17 protein-coding genes are annotated in these 19646 nt (G+C 43.3%); 14 read left to right on the top strand and 3 right to left on the bottom strand.

Annotation, left to right across the window (positions count from 1 at the left end):
* Positions 1–31: 31 nt before the first annotated feature.
* Both pyk and B5X77_RS21940 read left to right on the top strand, forming a co-directional pair.
* Positions 32–1792, top strand: coding sequence for a pyruvate kinase (gene pyk / locus B5X77_RS21945; protein ID WP_079510023.1), 1761 nt, complete (start codon positions 32–34; stop codon positions 1790–1792).
* 331 nt (positions 1793–2123) lie between these two features.
* Positions 2124–2510: an FxsA family protein gene (locus B5X77_RS21940; protein ID WP_079510022.1), complete on the top strand. Its 387-nt coding sequence runs from the start codon at positions 2124–2126 to the stop codon at positions 2508–2510.
* 139 nt (positions 2511–2649) lie between these two features.
* Here the strand turns inward: B5X77_RS21940 and ytvI are convergent, their stop codons facing one another.
* Positions 2650–3777, bottom strand: a complete 1128-nt coding sequence (gene ytvI, locus B5X77_RS21935) for a sporulation integral membrane protein YtvI (protein ID WP_079510021.1) — start codon at positions 3775–3777, stop codon at positions 2650–2652.
* 286 nt (positions 3778–4063) lie between these two features.
* Here ytvI and B5X77_RS21930 point away from each other — a divergent pair, with 286 nt between their 5' ends.
* From B5X77_RS21930 to B5X77_RS21895, 8 genes are all read left to right on the top strand, one after another.
* A complete protein-coding gene (locus tag B5X77_RS21930; RefSeq protein ID WP_079510020.1) occupies positions 4064–4522 on the top strand; it encodes a DUF441 domain-containing protein in 459 nt (152 codons plus the stop codon).
* A gap of 372 nt (positions 4523–4894) precedes the next feature.
* Complete coding sequence (citZ, locus tag B5X77_RS21925) at positions 4895–6010, top strand: citrate synthase (protein ID WP_079510019.1); 1116 nt, start codon at positions 4895–4897, stop codon at positions 6008–6010.
* A 171-nt stretch (positions 6011–6181) separates the two neighbouring features.
* The gene (gene icd, locus B5X77_RS21920) at positions 6182–7450 is read left to right on the top strand and encodes an NADP-dependent isocitrate dehydrogenase (RefSeq protein WP_079510018.1); all 1269 of its coding nucleotides are present in this window, start codon (positions 6182–6184) and stop codon (positions 7448–7450) included.
* Positions 7451–7730: 280 nt separating this feature from the next.
* Positions 7731–8669 (top strand): malate dehydrogenase, encoded by a 939-nt coding sequence (gene mdh / locus B5X77_RS21915; RefSeq protein WP_079510017.1) that lies wholly within the window; start codon positions 7731–7733, stop codon positions 8667–8669.
* A gap of 113 nt (positions 8670–8782) precedes the next feature.
* Positions 8783–9259: a MaoC/PaaZ C-terminal domain-containing protein gene (locus B5X77_RS21910; RefSeq protein ID WP_079510016.1), complete on the top strand. Its 477-nt coding sequence runs from the start codon at positions 8783–8785 to the stop codon at positions 9257–9259.
* A 134-nt stretch (positions 9260–9393) separates the two neighbouring features.
* Positions 9394–10110, top strand: a complete 717-nt coding sequence (locus B5X77_RS21905; RefSeq protein ID WP_079510015.1) for a response regulator transcription factor — start codon at positions 9394–9396, stop codon at positions 10108–10110.
* Entirely contained in the window at positions 10107–11873 is a 1767-nt protein-coding gene (gene pnpS / locus B5X77_RS21900; RefSeq protein WP_079510014.1) for a two-component system histidine kinase PnpS, read from the top strand. Before B5X77_RS21905 ends, pnpS begins: the two co-directional genes overlap by 4 nt.
* 146 nt (positions 11874–12019) lie before the next feature.
* On the top strand, positions 12020–12586 hold the full coding sequence (locus tag B5X77_RS21895) for a DUF4256 domain-containing protein (protein WP_139378410.1): 567 nt from the start codon (positions 12020–12022) through the stop codon (positions 12584–12586).
* 922 nt (positions 12587–13508) lie between these two features.
* On the opposite strand, the gene B5X77_RS23520 is transcribed toward B5X77_RS21895, so the two are convergent.
* Both B5X77_RS23520 and B5X77_RS23895 read right to left on the bottom strand, forming a co-directional pair.
* Positions 13509–13676: a hypothetical protein gene (locus B5X77_RS23520; protein WP_176167398.1), complete on the bottom strand. Its 168-nt coding sequence runs from the start codon at positions 13674–13676 to the stop codon at positions 13509–13511.
* Between the two features lie 157 nt (positions 13677–13833).
* Entirely contained in the window at positions 13834–13968 is a 135-nt protein-coding gene (locus B5X77_RS23895) for a hypothetical protein (protein ID WP_257391871.1), read from the bottom strand.
* A 108-nt stretch (positions 13969–14076) separates the two neighbouring features.
* Here B5X77_RS23895 and hflK point away from each other — a divergent pair, with 108 nt between their 5' ends.
* The 4 genes from hflK (at position 14077) to mutM (ending at position 19593) form a co-directional block, all read left to right on the top strand.
* Positions 14077–15045, top strand: a complete 969-nt coding sequence (gene hflK, locus B5X77_RS21890; protein WP_079510012.1) for an FtsH protease activity modulator HflK — start codon at positions 14077–14079, stop codon at positions 15043–15045.
* Positions 15038–15973, top strand: coding sequence for a protease modulator HflC (gene hflC, locus B5X77_RS21885; RefSeq protein ID WP_079510011.1), 936 nt, complete (start codon positions 15038–15040; stop codon positions 15971–15973). Before hflK ends, hflC begins: the two co-directional genes overlap by 8 nt.
* A 126-nt stretch (positions 15974–16099) precedes the next feature.
* Entirely contained in the window at positions 16100–18730 is a 2631-nt protein-coding gene (gene polA, locus B5X77_RS21880) for a DNA polymerase I (RefSeq protein WP_079510010.1), read from the top strand.
* Positions 18731–18765: 35 nt separating this feature from the next.
* Positions 18766–19593, top strand: coding sequence for a DNA-formamidopyrimidine glycosylase (gene mutM, locus B5X77_RS21875; RefSeq protein WP_079510009.1), 828 nt, complete (start codon positions 18766–18768; stop codon positions 19591–19593).
* Positions 19594–19646 lie beyond the last annotated feature (53 nt).

The raw sequence follows: 19646 nt of genomic DNA, 5'->3' as shown, positions 1-19646 counted from the left end.
TTCTTTACAGTAAACCAGGAGGTTGCAATCTATGCGCAAAACGAAAATTGTTTGTACGATTGGTCCCGCAAGTGAAAGTGTAGAAAAATTAACCCAGCTGATTGAGTCAGGAATGAATGTATCCCGCTTGAATTTCTCCCACGGGAATCATGAAGAACATGCTGCCCGTATCAAGAATATCAGAGAAGCTGCAGAGAAAACAGGGAAGAAGGTTGGTATCCTTCTTGATACGAAAGGCCCTGAAATCCGCACAAATGATATGGAAAATGGCGCAATCGAGCTTGTGACAGGCCAGGAATGTATTGTATCCATGAAAGAAGTTCTGGGTACAGCCGAGAAATTCTCTGTTACTTATGACCAGCTTATTGATGATGTCCATCCCGGTGCGAAAATTCTGCTTGATGACGGTTTAATCGGGCTTGAAGTAATCAGCATCGATAAAGAAAATAATGAAATCAAGACCAAAGTCCTTAACACGGGTACGCTTAAAAATAAAAAAGGCGTTAACGTTCCTGGTGTTTCCGTTAATCTTCCGGGAATCACGGAAAAGGATGCAAAAGATATCCTTTTCGGGATCGAACAAGGCGTAGATTTCATCGCAGCTTCTTTTGTGCGGCGCGCAACGGATGTTTTGGAAATCCGTCAGCTTTTAGAAGAAAATAACGGTTCCCACATCCAGATCATTCCTAAGATTGAAAATCAGGAAGGCGTTGACAACATCAACGAAATCCTTGAGGTTTCAGATGGACTGATGGTTGCCCGTGGAGATCTTGGTGTAGAAATCCCAGCCGAAGAAGTGCCACTTGTGCAAAAAGATTTGATCAAAAAGTGCAATACACTCGGAAAGCCAGTCATCACAGCTACTCAAATGCTCGATTCTATGCAGCGCAACCCTCGTCCAACTCGTGCAGAGGCTAGTGACGTTGCGAATGCGATATTTGATGGAACTGACGCTATCATGCTTTCAGGTGAAACAGCAGCGGGACACTACCCTGTTGAAGCTGTGCAGACAATGCATAACATCGCATCTCGTGCAGAGCAGGCGCTTAATCATAAAGAATTACTGTCATTCCGCAGTAAAGAGACAGACCACAATATCACGGATGCAATCGGACAATCGGTTGCACACACAGCGCTAAACCTTGAAGTTAATGCCATCATCACACCAACTGAAAGTGGACATACTGCACGTATGATTTCAAAGTACCGTCCAAAAGCACCGATCATTGCGGTTACTTCTAATGATCATGTGGTCCGCCGACTTGCCCTCGTATGGGGAGTGTATCCACAGCTTGGAGAAAAGGCAGAAACGACGGATGAAATGCTTGCCAGCGCAGTCGAAGAAAGTGTCAACAGCGGTCATGTTTCCCATGGTGACCTGGTAGTCATCACTGCTGGTGTACCAGTTGGAGAAGCAGGCACAACTAACTTGATGAAAATCCATGTAGTAGGAGATATCCTTGCAAAAGCACAAGGTATTGGCCGCAAATCTGCATACGGAAGAGTAGTTTTAGCAAAAGATGCCCAAGAAGCAATCAGTAAGGTAAAGCCAGGCAGCATCCTTGTAACAATCGGCTCCGACCGTGAAATGGTACCTGCCCTTGAGAAATGCAGTGCATTAATCACTGAAGAAGGCGGTCTGACAAGCCATGCAGCAGTTGTTGGATTGAACCTTGGAATCCCGGTCATCGTAGGAGTGGAAAATGCGATGAACCTGTTCACGGATGGCCAGGAAATCACAGTGGACTCTGCAAGAGGTGTCATCTACAAAGGACATGCGAGCGTTTTATAAATAAGCTTCTTAATAATTAGCGTGGAATCTTAGGATTTCACGCTTTTATTTTTATGGGTCCGAAAAAAGCAGGCGGTTCATCATGTGACTTCATGAGTTGGCCCCGGTTCGGACAAAGCCGGGAGATGATTTTGAAGGAAATGTCCGTTGTCACCCATGTTAAGACAAAATAGCAGCTGAACTTGGAGGAGATGTCCGAAGCTACCTCAATTAATCTTAATGTTTACCCTCGTTCATATATTTGGGAATCATAGCAATCATATTATTGTATTCTCATCAGCTCGGCACGTATAATAGAAAGACAGGCTATTCCAACACATTGAGGTGGAAAATGAAATACATTTTTCTGTTTTTAATTATTATTCCAGCGGCTGAGATTTCTGTCTTATTGCTTTCAGGGCAAACAATCGGCATTTGGCCAACGATTTCACTTATAATCCTCACAGGTTTCCTCGGGGCTTACCTTGCGAAACAGCAGGGATTGGAAACAATCAGAAGAACACAGGATCAATTAAGGCGAGGCATGATGCCAGGAGATGTCATCCTGGATGGAATAAGCATTCTCGTTGGAGGAGTCCTGCTTTTGACTCCTGGATTCATCACCGACATCATGGGGATTTTACTTCTGGCGCCACCTACAAGGAAGTTTTTCAAAGCATTGATGCTGAAGCTGTTCCGTAACTGGATGGATAAAGGGACCATTAAAGTTATACGATAAGATAAAAACGCCAACACTAATTGTTGGCGTTTTGTTATTTGCTCGCGTTTAAACTTACTTACACTCATGTATTTACTGTCCGGAACCTTGAACTCCCAAATGTATGGAACGGAACGCTCGACAGTCCCTGTCTGCAAACCTACTTGATTATCACTTCATCTTTTCCTTTAATGAACGACCATAAATCATGGAATACGTTAGCGCGCTGCAGAGTGTTGAAGACAACCAGAATCACAGGACCGACAATCAGTCCCAGGAACCCGATAGTTTTAAAACCGACAAACAGGGCAATCAAGGTAGCGAGTGGATCCAGGCCAATGCTGGATGATAGAATTTTTGGCTCCATTACTTGCCTTTGTACAAGGACAACAACATATAAAACACCCAAACCGATTGCAGTACTCATGTCACCGGTTACCGCTTCATATATGATCCATGGAACAAATACAGCCCCCGTGCCAAGGTATGGAATGATGTCAATAATGCCGGTCACGAGGGCGATCGTGATCGCATAATCAACTCTGAGGATCAGTAATCCGATCAGGATGATAACCGTGGTAATCGATATCAGGGTCGCCTGGGCCTTAATAAATCCGAATAAAGCCTTTTTTAAATCATCAAAAACACTTTTACTGCTTGTCCTAGCTCGATTCGGCAAGAGCCTCGTACCTAATGCGGATAATCTATACCAATCCTTGCTGATGAAGAATGTCCCCAGCAAAGAGAAAATAAGAACGGTTGCTGCATTCGGGAACCATGACAGGATGTTCGGAATTTTTTCAAAAAAGTTCTTGATAAAATTCCCTGCGGTTGTCCCGATAGTGGCACCGACATTCTGGATATTGTCCATGATCGTATCCTGCTGACCTGCATCCAGGTTTTGGAACAAACCAGCTAATTGGTTATAAAGCGGAATGAGCTGGGCAGCAAATAGATGCTCTATGTAATCAATTAAAGTAACCAGGTGATCAGGGACAACCTTAGCCAGATATTCGGCCCCGGATGCTATTTCAACAACAAGCAAAGTCAGCAGTCCGGCAAACAATGACATAATCAGGATGAGAGCAATGATTACTGCCAGGGACCTCGGTATTTTAGCCCGCATTTGAAGAAAGTTGACGAGCGGATTCATCATAAACGCAATCAGAAATCCGATTAAAAATGGATATGTGACCTTTGAAACATAATATAAGGCAAAAGCTCCTGCAACAATCGTGCTTATGACTAGAATAAAACGTATGGTTCGATGAAGATATACCGGGTTCAAGCAGTTTCCTCCTTTTGGAATGGTCAATTGCCTGGATGCTAGTACATGCTGTTTATCATGAAAACTTGGAGCCAGTCCGGAAAGTTTTCTACAATATACGATTCATATGTTAAAAAGATTCGACTTATACATAAAAATCCCTTTAAAGCCTGGGCAATATGATGGGTGATTTGGACAAGTTGCTGGAGCGTATATTAATAGATACAACTGCATCTGCCCTCTGGCTTGGTGTAATATTTTTAATTATGTTAAAATAGTATTAACCGTGGAAGGATGAAAAAATTTTATGCTGCAGCCTATGCTTTTTTTAATAACATTGCTTGTGATAGCTTTCTTAGCCAAAAACCAATCATTAATTATAGCTGTACTTGTACTTCTTGTGATGAAGATTGCCGGGTTTGAAGCAAAAACGTTTTCGCTGCTTCAGGGAAAGGGTATTAACTGGGGAGTGACAATTATCACCATTGCCGTCCTGGCCCCAATTGCCAGTGGTGATATTGGCTTCAAGGATTTATCAGGTGCCTTTAAATCACCTTATGCCTGGATTGCATTGATTTCAGGGATGGCCGTTGCTCTGCTTGCAAAGGGTGGGGTCACACTGCTCGCTGAAGATCCTCATATCACAACTGCGCTAGTCTTGGGAACCATCCTGGCAGTATCGTTATTCAAAGGTGTGGCAGTAGGTCCTTTGATAGGTGCAGGGATTGCATTTGCAGCCATGAAATTCTTTGATTTTTTCAAATAGCTTTTTACCAAAATAATATTTTCTGTTGAATTAAGTTGTTTTCATTCACAAATGTCAGATAATTGTTTATAATAGGACTTGTAACTGCTTCCATCCCTGTTGTATGGGCTGGGGGATGAGCAGAGTATCCACGGTTCTTGAAATCTAATAAAATGTAAGCATTTTCTTTTTTGCCGGCTGCCTGAGCAAGCGCTCGATACTATCTTCATAGAGGCAATTCGGCTGGAAAAGGTCTGTCGCCGGCGTATGCATCCGGCTTTTCGTATAAAGTGTCAGAAATTTCTTTTTTCTGAACGCTGTTGTGAACAGCAATTCAACAAACAGACAAATTATGGGATATGGGGAAATTAAACTACAAAGGAGAGATTGAGTATGACAGTAACACGTGGTCTTGAAGGGGTAGTGGCAACAACATCTTCTATCAGTTCTATCATCGATGATACACTGACTTATGTTGGCTATGACATTGATGATCTAGCAGAAAATGCTAGTTTCGAAGAAGTGATTTACCTATTATGGCATCGCAAGCTTCCTACAGCGGCAGAATTGGACGAATTGAAGAAGCAGCTTGCAGAAAATGCGGCATTGCCAAAGGAAGTGCTTGAGCATTTCAAGATGTACCCTATTGATAAAGTCCATCCGATGGCTGCAGTTCGCTCGGCAGTATCTCTTTTAGGATTATACGATGATGAAGCGGATGTTATGGAGAAAGAAGCGAATTACCGTAAAGCGATTCGTCTTCAGGCAAAAATGCCAGCTATTGTAACTGCTTTTGCAAGAGTAAGGAAAGGTCTTGAGCCAATTGCGCCAAGGGAAGACCTGAATTTCGCTGCAAACTTCCTGTATATGCTGACTGGTGATGAGCCTGAAGATGTGGCTGTAGAAGCAATGAACAAAGCTCTTGTCCTTCACGCTGATCATGAGCTCAATGCTTCGACATTCACAGCACGAGTATGTGTGGCGACGCTATCAGATGTGTATTCTGGTGTTACAGCAGCTATCGGTGCATTAAAGGGACCTCTTCATGGAGGAGCTAACGAAGCAGTTATGAAAATGCTGACTGAAATCGGCACACTTGAAAATGTTGAGCCAGCAATCCGCGGAAAGCTTGCGAACAAAGAAAAAATCATGGGCTTCGGACACCGTGTATACCGCCAGGGAGACCCTCGTGCGAAACACTTGAGAGAAATGTCCAAGAGGCTTACTGAGCTTACCGGCGAGCCGCATTGGTATCAGATGTCCACTAAAATTGAAGATATCGTAACAGGCGAAAAGAATCTGCCGCCGAATGTCGACTTCTATTCTGCATCTGTATACCACAGCCTTGGCATTGACCATGACCTTTTCACGCCAATTTTTGCAGTAAGCCGTGTATCCGGATGGCTTGCGCATATACTTGAGCAGTATGACAACAACCGTCTGATCCGCCCTCGTGCTGATTATACGGGTCCTGGCAAGCAGGACTATGTTGCCATCGAAATGAGATAATTTATAGAAATAGAGGAGCAATATTTTACTTTTTAGTGAAAAATTGCTGTAATAGGAGAGTGAGGAAAGTCAGTCAGGATTGCCTGACTTTCCTGAGTAAAGGTTAGAGGCCTGCCAGCCTGCTAACCTTTGATTCTGAAAAGAATGAGGATTTTGGAGGGAGAGTTTACTATGCAAGGTGAAAAAATTACAGTTAAAGATGGAGTTTTAAACGTACCAAACAACCCGATTGTTCCTTTTATCGAAGGTGACGGAACAGGTCCTGATATCTGGGCAGCTTCTGTCCGTGTCCTTGATGCTGCTGTTGAAAAAGCATACAAGGGTGAGCGCAAGATTGTCTGGAAAGAGGTTCTTGCTGGGGAAAAGGCATTCAACCAGACTGGCGAGTGGCTACCAAGCGAAACTCTAGAGTCGATCAATGAGTACTTAATCGCAATCAAGGGTCCATTAACAACACCTATCGGCGGCGGAATCCGTTCCCTTAACGTTGCACTTCGCCAGGAACTAGACCTATTCGTATGCCTGCGTCCTGTACGCTGGTTCGAAGGTGTACCATCACCTGTAAAGCGTCCTCAGGACACTGACATGGTTATTTTCCGTGAAAACACTGAAGACATCTATGCGGGTATTGAGTATGCTAGCGGTTCTGAAGAAGTCAAGAAAGTTCTTGAATTCCTGCAAAACGAAATGGGCGTAAATAAAATCCGTTTCCCTGAAACTTCAGGAATCGGTATCAAGCCTGTTTCCAAAGAAGGAACAGAGCGCCTTGTACGTTCAGCGATCAATTACGCCATCACAGAAGGACGTAAGTCATTAACGCTTGTACATAAAGGCAATATCATGAAATTCACTGAAGGTGCGTTCAAAAACTGGGGTTATGAACTTGCTGAGAAAGAATTCGGCGATAAGGTATTCACTTGGGCTCAGTATGACAAGATTAAAGAAGAACAGGGTACTGATGCAGCGAATAAAGCTCAGTCTGACGCAGAGGCTGCTGGCAAGATCATCGTTAAAGATGCGATTGCAGATATCTTCCTTCAGCAAATCCTTACTCGTCCGAAAGAGTTCGATGTTGTTGCGACAATGAACCTTAACGGCGACTACATTTCTGATGCACTTGCAGCACAGGTAGGCGGTATCGGTATCGCTCCTGGAGCAAACATCAACTATGAAACTGGCCATGCTATTTTTGAAGCGACTCATGGTACTGCTCCGAAATATGCTGGTTTGGATAAAGTTAACCCGTCTTCAGTTATCCTTTCAGGAGTTCTTATGCTTGAACACCTTGGCTGGACGGAAGCTGCCAACCTGATTGTCAAGTCTATGGAAAAATCAATCGCTTCAAAGGTTGTAACATATGACTTTGCACGTTTGATGGATGGCGCTACAGAAGTGAAGACTTCTGAGTTCGGTGATGAACTGATCAAGAACATGGGCTAAAAATGTGCAGAAGGCTATCCTTTTTAAGGATAGCCTTTACATAAATAACATATATTTTTAAAGGTTGTTCTCGTAAAGATGGTTGTTAAAATCCTAAAGCCGATTTTAACGTGATAAAATCCATTTTGTATGTCGGTACTAAGTTTGCAAGCTCTTTTCTCTTCATAAGGGTGGATTCTTTGTAGAAACATAGGTAATTCCATCCTATTTAGTAGATATAGCAGCAAAGTTGGAGAAAAGAGCCTTTTTAAAAATATATTCGTTCTGAGGAGGAAGCCTTATGTCATTGAAACGCAAAAAGATTTCAGTCATTGGTGGAGGATTCACTGGAGCAACAACAGCATTCTTGCTTGCACAGAAGGAACTTGGGGATGTAGTGTTGGTCGATATCCCGCAAATGGAAAACCCAACAAAGGGTAAAGCGCTTGATATGCTTGAAGCGAGTCCAGTCCAAGGCTTTGACGCGAACATTACCGGTACTTCCAGCTATGAGGATACGAAAGACTCAGACATCGTTGTTGTCACAGCTGGTATTGCACGCAAACCTGGCATGAGCCGAGATGACCTTGTCCAGACGAACCAGAAAATCATGAAAAGTGTAGCCCAGGAAATCGCCAAGCACTCCCCGAATAGTTTTATCGTCGTACTTACAAATCCGGTTGACGCGATGACTTATACTATTTTTAAAGAGTCCGGTTTCCCTAAAAACAGAGTAATCGGTCAATCAGGTGTATTGGATTCAGCCCGTTTCCGTACATTCGTTGCACAGGAATTGAACCTATCTGTAAAAGATGTAACTGGTTTTGTTCTTGGGGGCCACGGTGATGATATGGTGCCACTAGTGCGTTATTCATATGCAGGAGGCATTCCTCTTGAAACACTTATCCCAAAAGACCGCCTGGAAGCAATCGTAGAGCGTACACGTAAAGGCGGTGGCGAAATCGTCAACCTTCTTGGAAATGGGAGCGCTTACTACGCGCCAGCAGCCTCACTTGTGGAAATGTGTGAAGCGATTCTTAAAGACCAGCGTCGTGTACTTCCGGCGATTGCCTACCTCGAAGGGGAATATGGATACGAAGGAATCTATCTCGGAGTTCCAACAATCCTTGGTGCCGGCGGAATTGAAAAAGTAATCGAGCTTGAATTGACAGAAGATGAAAAAGCTGCACTAGACAAGTCAGCTGAATCTGTCCGAAGTGTTATGGCCGTTCTGGCTTAATCGTTTCGATAATAAAAAATCGGGGAATATTCCCCGATTTTTTTCACAAGTTTTCACTTATGAATTTAGACAAAAATAGTTTCCAGAACTTCTAATGCAAAGGGGTAAATGCTATGCTGCTTGGAAGAAAACGAAAGCTTGGCAGGAAAATAGAAGAAATCACTGTCGGTGAAAAATTGACACTAACAGAAAAAATAGAGGATAAAGATCTCCTGTTGTATTTGGGATTGACTAATGATGCGAATCCTTTATATATCCAGCACGATTATGCTTCACAAACACCATATGAGAAGCCGATTGTCCCAGCGATCATGCTTAATGGAATCATTACAGCAGCTGTTTCTAAATACCTTCCTGGACCAGGAAGCCATATTTTGAAGCAGGATCTTGAATATGTGAAGCCGGTCTATCATTATGGAACTGTCCAATTTCTGTTTGAAGTGACAGAAGTCATCAAGAGCAAGCATAATGTGGAAATTACAGTAACGGGAAAAAATGAAGAAGATGAGACAGTTGTAAAGGGGCAGCTGCTCGTCTGTCCGCCATACCCTGTACAGCGCATGGATGGTAAGGCATTGGAAAACTTTTAAAAATCGGGATGTACATTTATTTGTACATCCCTTTTCATTTTGTTTTAAAATTTGATTTTACATAATGGGTTGATATTATAATGTAGATAGAGCTATTGGATGAAACAGGGGTAATAACTTTTTTGGAGGCTTATATGAACAAGAAGGTCTTGGTTGTGGACGATGAACAATCTATTGTGACGCTGCTGAAGTATAATCTGGAGCAGGCTGGCTATTCGGTTGTTACTGGAATGGACGGTGAGGAAGGGATCACCCTTGCTGCAGCAGAGAAACCGGATTTGATGATTTTGGACTTGATGCTTCCGAAGCTCGATGGCATGGAAGTATGCAAGCAGCTCAGGCAGCAGAAAATCAATGTGCCAATTTTGATGCTTACAGCAAAGGATGACGAGTTTGACAAAGTCCTTGGCCTCGAATTAGGTGCAGATGATTATTTGACGAAGCCGTTCAGTCCTCGGGAGGTGGTTGCAAGGGTAAAAGCCATCCTCAGAAGGGTGCAGACACTGCCGGAAACCGTGGGAGAAATGCCTAAGGACGAGGGGCAGATCAAAATTGGCGAGCTTAAAATCATGCCCGATTTTTATGAAGCCTATTATATGGAAGAGCTGCTAGAGCTGACACCGAAGGAATTCGAATTGCTCCTTTATCTCGCAAAAAATAAAGGCAGGGTATTGACTCGTGACCAGCTTCTAAGCGCAGTGTGGAATTATGATTTCGCCGGGGATACAAGAATTGTAGATGTACATATTAGCCACTTGCGGGAAAAGATTGAACAGAACACGAAGAAGCCATCCTATATAAAAACAATACGAGGCCTGGGCTATAAGCTGGAGGAACCAAAGGTAGAATGACAAAGTACCGGACACGTCTTTTATTTGCCCTCATTACCCTGATCATCATCGTGTTGATCGGCCTTGGCCTGTTACTGGGGCAATTATTCAAGAATTACTATATCGATTCATTCAATGAGCGTTTGAAAATTGAAATGAATCTTTTAACCTCCAATATTGAGCAAAACGGAGGTCTAGCATCGCTGCACACAGACGAAATTTCAAAGATGAGCCGATTGCTGCACGCAAGAATTACCATCGTTGACCTAGAAGGCGATATCCATTATGACACGGGTGAACTATCAAGCACCAAAATCGGCAGGCACCGGGATATTATCGGGGAGATCGTGGAAGACAATCCCGATTCAAAGAGTGATCTTGAAATTGGCGGCGGTTATGATCTCCATTATTATTGGCATCCGCTCAAGCATAATGGTGAAAAAGAAGGATACGTATTTTTAACAACAAAGATCGATGAACTGCAGAATGCCTATCGTCAGATTTGGTGGATCCTCACAATAAGTCTTGGCATGGCACTGATCGTTATCATCCTTCTTGGTACGAGGATTACCAATCGCTATACCAAACCAATCGAGTCTGCGACAAATGTTGCAATCGAGCTGGCAAAAGGGAATTACCGCGCCAGGACATATGAAGATCATATTGACGAAACAGGTATGCTGAGCTCGTCCATCAACATTCTGGCAAGAAACCTTCAAGAACTGATGAAGCTGAAGGAATCCCAGCAGGACAGACTTACCGCCCTGATTGAAAATATGGGCAGCGGCCTGATTTTGATTGACAGCCGGGGATATATCAACTTGATCAATAAGCCATACAAGGAAATTTTCAATGTGGAAGCATCGGAATATCTTTACAAACTTTACTATGAAGTCATTGACCATATGGAAATATCTCAAATGGTCGAAGAGATTTTCATGACCGAACAAAAAGTCAGGAAGCAAGTCGTTCTTCCGTTGGAAATCGAAAGACGCCATTTTGAAGTATACGGAGTGCCAATCATCGGGACAAACAAGGTTTGGAAAGGAATCCTGCTTGTTTTTCATGATATCACCGAGATAAAAAAACTTGAACAGATGAGAAAGGACTTTGTAGCAAATGTTTCCCATGAGCTTAAGACACCCATTACCTCTATCAAGGGTTTTTCCGAAACACTGCTCGATGGTGCAATGCATGATAAGGACACCCTTGAAGCCTTCCTGGAAATCATTTTAAAGGAAAGCGACCGTCTGCAGGTGTTGATCCAGGAATTGCTTGACCTGTCCAAGATTGAGCAGCATGGTTTTCGGTTGTCATATGGAAGTGTGGATCTTCAACAGCAGGTAACTGAAGTCATAGAGATATTAAAAGGAAAAGCCGCACAAAAGGATATTGAACTGAAATTTGGCCAATCAAGCGGGAAACCCATAATTGAAGGAGATGCTGACAGGCTGAAACAAGTGTTGATCAATCTTGCCAGCAACGCAATTACATATACGCCAAATGGAGGCAGTGTAGAAATTTCCTTAGCTGACCAGGGAGACACGATTTTCCTTATGATCAAGGACTCTGGGATTGGCATTGAAAAAAGTGAGATACCAAGGATTTTTGAACGGTTTTACCGGGTGGATAGGGCAAGAAGCCGGAACTCAGGCGGAACAGGACTTGGCCTTGCCATCGTAAAACATATCGTGGAAGCCCATAAAGGGCAAATTGAGGTCACCAGTGAAGTCGGCAAAGGAACAACCTTCACAATCAAGCTTTATAAAAAGCTGCCTCAGTAAAAAATCGTTTTCGAATATAACCACCATTGTGGGCGGTCCTTTTATGATAGGGACTGCTTCTTTTTACTTAGATAAATTTGGTCCGGTTTAAAAGGGAATATGGAATGGCAAATCGAAGTCATACAGTATCAAAGGAGGGAATTCAATTGCCGAATAAAAATAAAGAGTTGTCCCGAGAAGAGCGTGATGAACTTTTTCATACTTTGAGAATCCGTTTTGAGAAGAATATGGAACGTCATAAAAGTCTTGATTGGGCTAGTGTACAAGCCAAGCTCGAAGAAAACCCCGACAAAATGTGGACGCTCAATGAAATGGAAAGGACCGGCGGGGAACCTGATGTGATTGCCATTGATAAAGAGACGGGCGAATACATTTTCTTTGATTGTTCAGCGGAGAGTCCTAAAGGCCGAAGAAGTGTGTGTTATGACAAAGAAGCACTCGAATCCAGGAAAAAACACAAACCCGAAAATAACGCTTTGGATATGGCAGCCGACATGGGCATTGAACTTTTAACAGAGGAACAATACAGGGAACTTCAGGAACATGGAAACTTTGACTTAAAAACGTCGAGCTGGATTCATACACCTGCAAATATCAGAAGATTGGGTGGCGCACTATTTTGTGACCGTCGCTACGATACGGTCTTCTTATACCACAATGGAGCAGACTCTTATTACGCAGCAAGAGGTTTTCGCGGCATGCTAAGGGTGTAAGTTTCCTGGCCAGCTTTCCATGGAGAAGGGTTTTCCAAATTTACATTGTCTTAACAAAAGGTTTATTTTTCCTTAATACTTAATTGCTAACATAATTAGTGAAAACCCCTTCATCCAAGAAGCAGAAAGAAGCACAAGCTGACCCCGCTTGTGCTTTTTTCATTTTATTATAAGGGTAGTAGTTTTAAGGTTAAGTTAATCCCGATGTCTCCCCTCTTAATCAGTGAAAGTTTTTTCAAAGGTGATCTCGGTTTTGCCAGGATTTCCTCTCATCTGTTAAAAGCTGCCCAAAGATGAATCAAGTTCTGCCAGCTATTCTTCTTTGACGGGAAAAGCTGTCCAAAGATGAATCAAGTTCTGCCAGCTATTCTTCTTTGACGGGAAAAGCTGTCCAAAGATAGCTCAAGTTCTGCCAGCTATTCTTCTTTGACGGGAAAAGCTGTCCAAAGATGAATCAAGTTCTGCCAGCTTTTCTTCTTTTACGGGAAAAGCTGTCCAAAGATGAATCAAGTTCTGCCAGGTTTCCTTCTTTTACGGTAAAAGCTGCCCAAAGATGAATCAAGTTCTGCCAGCTTTTCTTCTTTTACGGTAAAAGCTGTCCAAAGATGAATCAAGTTCTGCCAGCTTTTCTTCTTTTACGGGAAAAGCTGTCCAAAGATAGCTCAAGTTCTGCCAGCTATTCTTCTTTTACCGGAAAAGCTGTCCAAAAATGAATCAAGTTCTGCCAGCTTTTCTTCTTTTACGGTAAAAGCTGTCCAAAGATGAATCAAGTTCTGCCAGCTTTTCTTCTTTTACGGGAAAAGCTGTCCAAAGATAGCTCAAGTTCTGCCAGCTTTTCTTCTTTTACGGTAAAAGCTGTCCAAAGATGAATCAAGTTCTGCAAGGTTTCCTTCTTTTACGGTAAAAGCTGCCCAAAGATGAATCAAGTTCTGCCAGCTTTTCTTCTTTTACGGGAAAAGCTGTCCAAAGATGAATCAAGTTCTGCCAGGTTTTCTTCTTTGACGGAAAAGCTGTCCAAAGATGAATCAAGTTCTGCCAGGTTTCCTTCTTTTACGGTAAAAGCTGTCCAAAGATGAATCAAGTTCTGCAAGGTTTCCTTCTTTTACGGGAAAAGCTGTCCAAAGATAGCTCAAGTTCTGCCAGCTATTCTTCTTTTACGGGAAAAGCTGTCCAAAGATGAATCAAGTTCTGCCAGGTTTCCTTCTTTTACGGTAAAAGCTGTCCAAAGATGAATCAAGTTCTGCCAGCTATTCTTCTTTGACGGAAAAGTTGTCCAAAGATGAATCAAGTTCGACCAGGTACTCATCAGTTACTGCTAACCTGTCCAAACCGTCCAAAAGTTCCAACGGCTCTTCAACTTCTCCTGCTGAAACTACCTCCAATTATTACCTCTGACAAAACAATTTTTTAATTACCATTCATTTTGAAACTTTTACTGTAAATAAACGTAAAAACAAACATAGAAAGAAACTTAGGAAGAGGGGAATGAAATGGTGAGCTTAAAAAGGATCTACGTGACGACCGGTATTGTTGTTCTGGCTATTATTCTAGGTCTCTCTGCATTTACGACATGGTATACGGTTGATGAATCCGAACAGGCTGTCATCCTGACGTTCGGTAAGGTAGAAGCGGGAATCAGCGAGCCGGGACTGCACTTCAAGCTGCCTTGGCCGATCCAAAGTGTGGAGAAATTATCGAAAGAAACGTTCAGTCTCCAGTTTGGGTATGAGCAAAAGAACGGGGAGATCAAAGAGTTTCCTGATGAAACAAAAATGATTACCGGTGATGAAAACATTGTTCTTGCTGACCTGGTGGTTCAATGGAAAATAACGGATCCGGCAAAGTACTTATATAATGCAGATAATCCAAGAGAAATTTTATATGATGCGACTTCAGCATCGGTAAGGAGCATCATCGGCAACGCGAAAATTGATGATGCACTCACATCGGGGAAGGCAGAGATTGAAGGAGAAGTCCGGGATCTGCTGTCAACATTGATTGAAAAATACGATATGGGTGTTTCTGTATTGGGGGTAAAGCTTCAGGATGTTGAGCTGCCAAATGCTGAAGTACGAAAAGCATTTACAGATGTGACAGATGCCCGTGAAACGATGAACACTAAGATTAACGAAGCGAAGAAGTATCGCAATAAACAACTGAATGAAGCGCAAGGTGAAAAAGATGCGCTCATTTCAAGGGCAGAAGGGGAAAAAGCAGCAAGGGTTGAGCGTGCAAGAGGTGACGTTGCAGTTTTTAACAAACTATATACGGAATATAAATCCAATCCTGAGATTACAAGACAGCGTCTGATGCTCGAAACAATGGAGCAAGTGCTGCCAGGCACGGAAATTTATATTATGAATGACGATGGCAACACGATGAAGTATTTCCCAATTCGCCCTCTGGAAGCTGAGAAGCCGAAGTCAGAAAAGGAAGGCAGTGAAAAAGATAATGGCTGATAAAAATGTGATTGATCTCAAGGAACGGAGCGGCGGTTCGTTCAACTGGCGAAACTATACAAAACTAGGTATTTTTCTGATCATTATCATAGCCCTTCTCGTTTTCATGCTTACCAATGTATTTATTGTGAAGCAAGGTGAGTACAAAGTAGTGAGGCAGTTCGGTGAAGTCGTGAAAATCATAAAAGAACCCGGGCTTAACTTTAAAGTTCCTTTCATCCAGAGTGTAACCACACTGCCTAAATACCAAATGACTTATGATGTGTCACAGGCTGAAATCAATACAAAAGATAAAAAGCGGATTTTGATTGATAATTATGCGATCTGGCGGATTGAAGATCCGAAGAAGATGATTTCAAATGCAAGGACGCTTGAAGGTGCTGAATCAAGAATGGAGGAGTTCATTTATTCCGTGGTGCGTTCAGAGCTCGGCCAGCTTGATTATGACGAAATCATCAATGATGAAAAGTCATCGCGCGGCTCTCTGAATGACAGGGTGACTGAAAAGGTAAATGAGCTGCTGGCTGGCGGGAATTATGGGGTCGTCGTAACGGATGTCCGCATGAAAAGAACAGATCTTCCTGCTGAGAACGAAAAATCTGTCTTCACACGTATGATTTCAGAACGTGAATCTAAGGCTCAGGAATACCTGTCAATGGGTGATGCTGAAAAGAACAGGATTATTGCCCAGACAGACAGGGAAGTGAAAGAGCTTTTGGCAAAGGCTACGGCTGACGCTGAAACGATTCGTGGAGAGGGAGAAGGAGAAGCTGCTAAAGTCTACAACCAGTCATTCTCTAAAGATCCGGAATTCTATACAATGTTCCGCACACTGGAATCCTATAAAAAGACAATCAACGGAGAGACCGTCATTGTCCTCCCATCCGATTCACCATATGCAAGGATGCTGATGGGTTACACAAATTAATAGAAGGCTGATAAAGGGCCGTTATTTTTCTTTCTATCTTCTCTCATGATAAAATAGGAAGGAATCTAACGGTCTTTTTATATAAAGTGTTCATAGGTCTCGTTTTTTAAAAGGAGGAGGAAAGACATGTCAAAGAAGCTTGTATTGATCGACGGCAACAGTATAGCGTACCGTGCGTTTTTTGCTTTGCCGCTGTTGAATAATGAAAGAGGAATACATACAAATGCTGTTTATGGATTTACGATGATGCTGATGAAAATACTTGAGGATGAAAAGCCTTCCCATATTCTTGTTGCATTTGATGCCGGCAAAACGACCTTCAGGCATAAGACTTTCAGCGAATACAAGGGAGGCAGGCAAAAGACGCCGCCGGAGCTTTCTGAACAGTTCCCTTTCATCCGTGAGCTGCTGGCAGCTTACGGAATTGCTCAATATGAGCTGGAGAATTATGAGGCGGACGACATCATCGGCACTTTAAGCCTGCTAGCTGAAAAAGAAGGGTTTGAAACAAAGGTCATATCCGGGGATAAAGACTTGACACAATTGAGCTCTGACAAGACAACAGTCAGTATCACCCGGAAGGGCATTACCGATATCGAGGAATATACCCCGGAACATATCAAGGAGAAATATGGTCTGACGGCGGATCAAATCATAGATATGAAGGGGCTTATGGGAGATGCCTCCGATAATATTCCAGGAGTGCCGGGTGTAGGGGAAAAAACGGCAATCAAGCTGCTGAAGGAGCATGGCACCCTAGAGAAGCTGATTGAATCGCTTGACCAGGTCAGTGGGAAAAAGCTCAAGGAAAAGCTTGAGGAATTCAAAGACCAGGCCATCATGAGCAAAGAACTTGCGACCATTACTCGTGAAGCTCCGGTAGGAATAGAACTGAGTGAGCTTGAGTATGAAGGCGCAGAAAACGAGAAATTGGTGAAGATGTTCAAGGAATTAGGATTTAACTCGTTATTGGACAAGCTTGGTGCAAGTGCAATAGCAGAAAATGTAGAGCTGGAAGACATTGAATACGAACATCTAAATACGGTGGATGAAAGCATTTTTGCAAAAGAAAACGGCTTTTACGTTGAGGTGCTCGAGGATAACTATCATTATGCTGATATCGTCGGTTTTGCTGTCGTGAATGAAAATGGCCGTTATTATCTGCCAGCGAAAATGGCCCTTGAATCTGAGGAATTCAAGAAATGGGCAGAGGATGAGACTAGCAAAAAGTCCGTCTATGATGCGAAACGTTCCGAGGTTTCATTGCGCCATCACGGCATCCATCTAAAAGGTGCCGAGTTCGATGTGTCACTGGCGTCCTATATCATCAACCCTTCCGAATCGCCGGACGATCTCGCTGCAATCGCCAAACAGCATGGCTTCAATACCGTGCAGGCTGATGAGGCAGTCTATGGAAAAGGGGCTAGACGAAAGATTCCTGAAGAGGCCATTCTAGGTGAGCATCTAGTCCGTAAGGCAGCAGTGCTGGCAGCTTTAAAAGAAAAGCTCGAGCAGGAGTTATGGGATAATGATCAGCATGATCTCTTCAGCAGTCTGGAAATGCCATTGTCACTGGTGCTTGCGGATATGGAATATCAAGGGGTCAAGCTCGATATCGAACGCCTGGAGAAAATGGGAGAAGAAATTAAAGGCCGTCTGGCCGAAATCGAAATGAAGATTTTTGGGATGGCGGGCGAACAGTTCAATATCAATTCACCTAAACAATTAGGTGTGATTTTATTTGAGAAACTGGGTCTTCCTGCAGCAAAAAAGACGAAAACTGGTTATTCAACGTCAGCAGACGTCCTGGAAAAATTGGCGCCGAAGCATAAGATCATTGAAGAAATCCTGAATTACCGCCAGCTTGGCAAGCTTCAATCAACATATATTGAAGGACTCCAAAAGGTCGTAAACAAAGAAACAGAGAAAGTCCATACAAGGTTCAACCAGGCGCTGACCGCGACAGGCAGGCTAAGCTCTACCGATCCTAACCTGCAGAATATCCCGATCCGCCTTGAAGAAGGCCGGAAAATCAGGCAGGCTTTCGTTCCTTCAGAAAAAGGCTGGGTAATGTTTGCGGCCGATTATTCGCAAATTGAATTGCGTGTTCTCGCCCACATTGCCGGAGACGAGAAATTGATCGATGCTTTCCAAAATGACTTGGATATCCATACAAAGACAGCGATGGAAGTTTTCAATGTCGGGAAAGATGAAGTCACTTCTAATATGCGCCGTCACGCAAAAGCAGTAAACTTCGGAATTGTATACGGAATCAGTGATTATGGATTATCACAAAGCCTGAATATCACCAGGAAAGAAGCTGGAGAGTTCATCGACCGCTATCTTGAGAGTTATCCTGGAGTGAAGGAATATATGGATGAAATCATCAAGGATGCCAAGGCGAAAGGATATGTCCAGACGCTATTGCACCGCCGGAGATACATTCCTGAAATCACTGCCCGAAACTTCAATCTGAGAAGTTTTGCAGAACGGACAGCCATGAATACGCCGATCCAGGGCAGCGCAGCCGACATCATCAAGAAGGCAATGATTGAAATGGCTGAAAGACTCCATGAAGAAGGCCTCAAGACTAGACTGCTCCTTCAGGTACACGATGAATTAATATTTGAGGCACCGAAAGAAGAAATTGAAATCCTGAAAAAAATCGTTCCAGATGTCATGGAAAATGCCATAGAACTAAAGGTTCCTTTAAAGGTAGACTTCTCCTACGGCCCAACATGGTATGATGCAAAGTAACGGGTACAACTAGAAAAGAGGAAAGGCGGGATAGAATGCCTGAGCTTCCAGAGGTAGAAACTGTCAGGCGGACGCTTGAGGTACTTGCACTGGGCAAGGAAATCGAACGTGTCTCGGTTTTTTGGCCTAAGATGATCAAAAAGCCAAGTGAAGTGGAACAATTTAATGATGCGCTTTGCGGCCAAAAAATCCAGCAAATCGGCAGGCGAGGAAAATTCCTGATTTTCTATACAGAGGACTTCGCGCTTGTCTCCCATCTGAGGATGGAAGGGAAATACGGATTATTCAGCGCGGGGGAACCTGTTGAAAAACACACCCATGTTATTTTCCATTTTACAGATGGCAAAGAATTGCGCTATAAGGATGTCCGCAAATTTGGGACGATGCATCTGTACGCTAAAGGAACGGAATTTGATTCACAGCCACTAGCCGATTTGGGACCCGAGCCATTTTCAGAAGATTTTTCAGTAGAATGGCTGTCGGAAAAGCTCAAAAGGACTAATCGGAAAATAAAGCCTGCACTGCTTGATCAAAAGATCCTTGTAGGACTTGGGAATATTTATGTAGACGAGGCGCTTTTCCGTGCAAAGATCCACCCAGAGCGGATTGCAAACTCTCTGTCTCCAGAAGAAGAGGCTGTGCTTTACAGGGAGATTGTCAGCACTCTTTCTGAAGCGGTGGAGAAAGGCGGCAGCACCATCCGGTCGTATGTCAATTCCCAGGGACAGATTGGCATGTTCCAGCTCCAGCTGTTTGTATATGGCCGAAAGGATGAACCATGTAAGGTTTGCGGCACACCCTTGCAAAAAACTGTCGTCGGCGGGCGGGGTACGCATTTTTGCCCATCTTGTCAAAAGCTCTGAACACATGAATTTTCACCATATCTAGGCTCCTTCCATATACTAACGTAGCGATT

The organism is Mesobacillus jeotgali (assembly GCF_900166585.1).
Lineage (GTDB): Bacteria > Bacillota > Bacilli > Bacillales > Cytobacillaceae > Mesobacillus > Mesobacillus jeotgali_A.
Note: the sequence above shows the minus strand (reverse complement) of the source record. Positions and strands in the feature narration are given on the sequence as shown.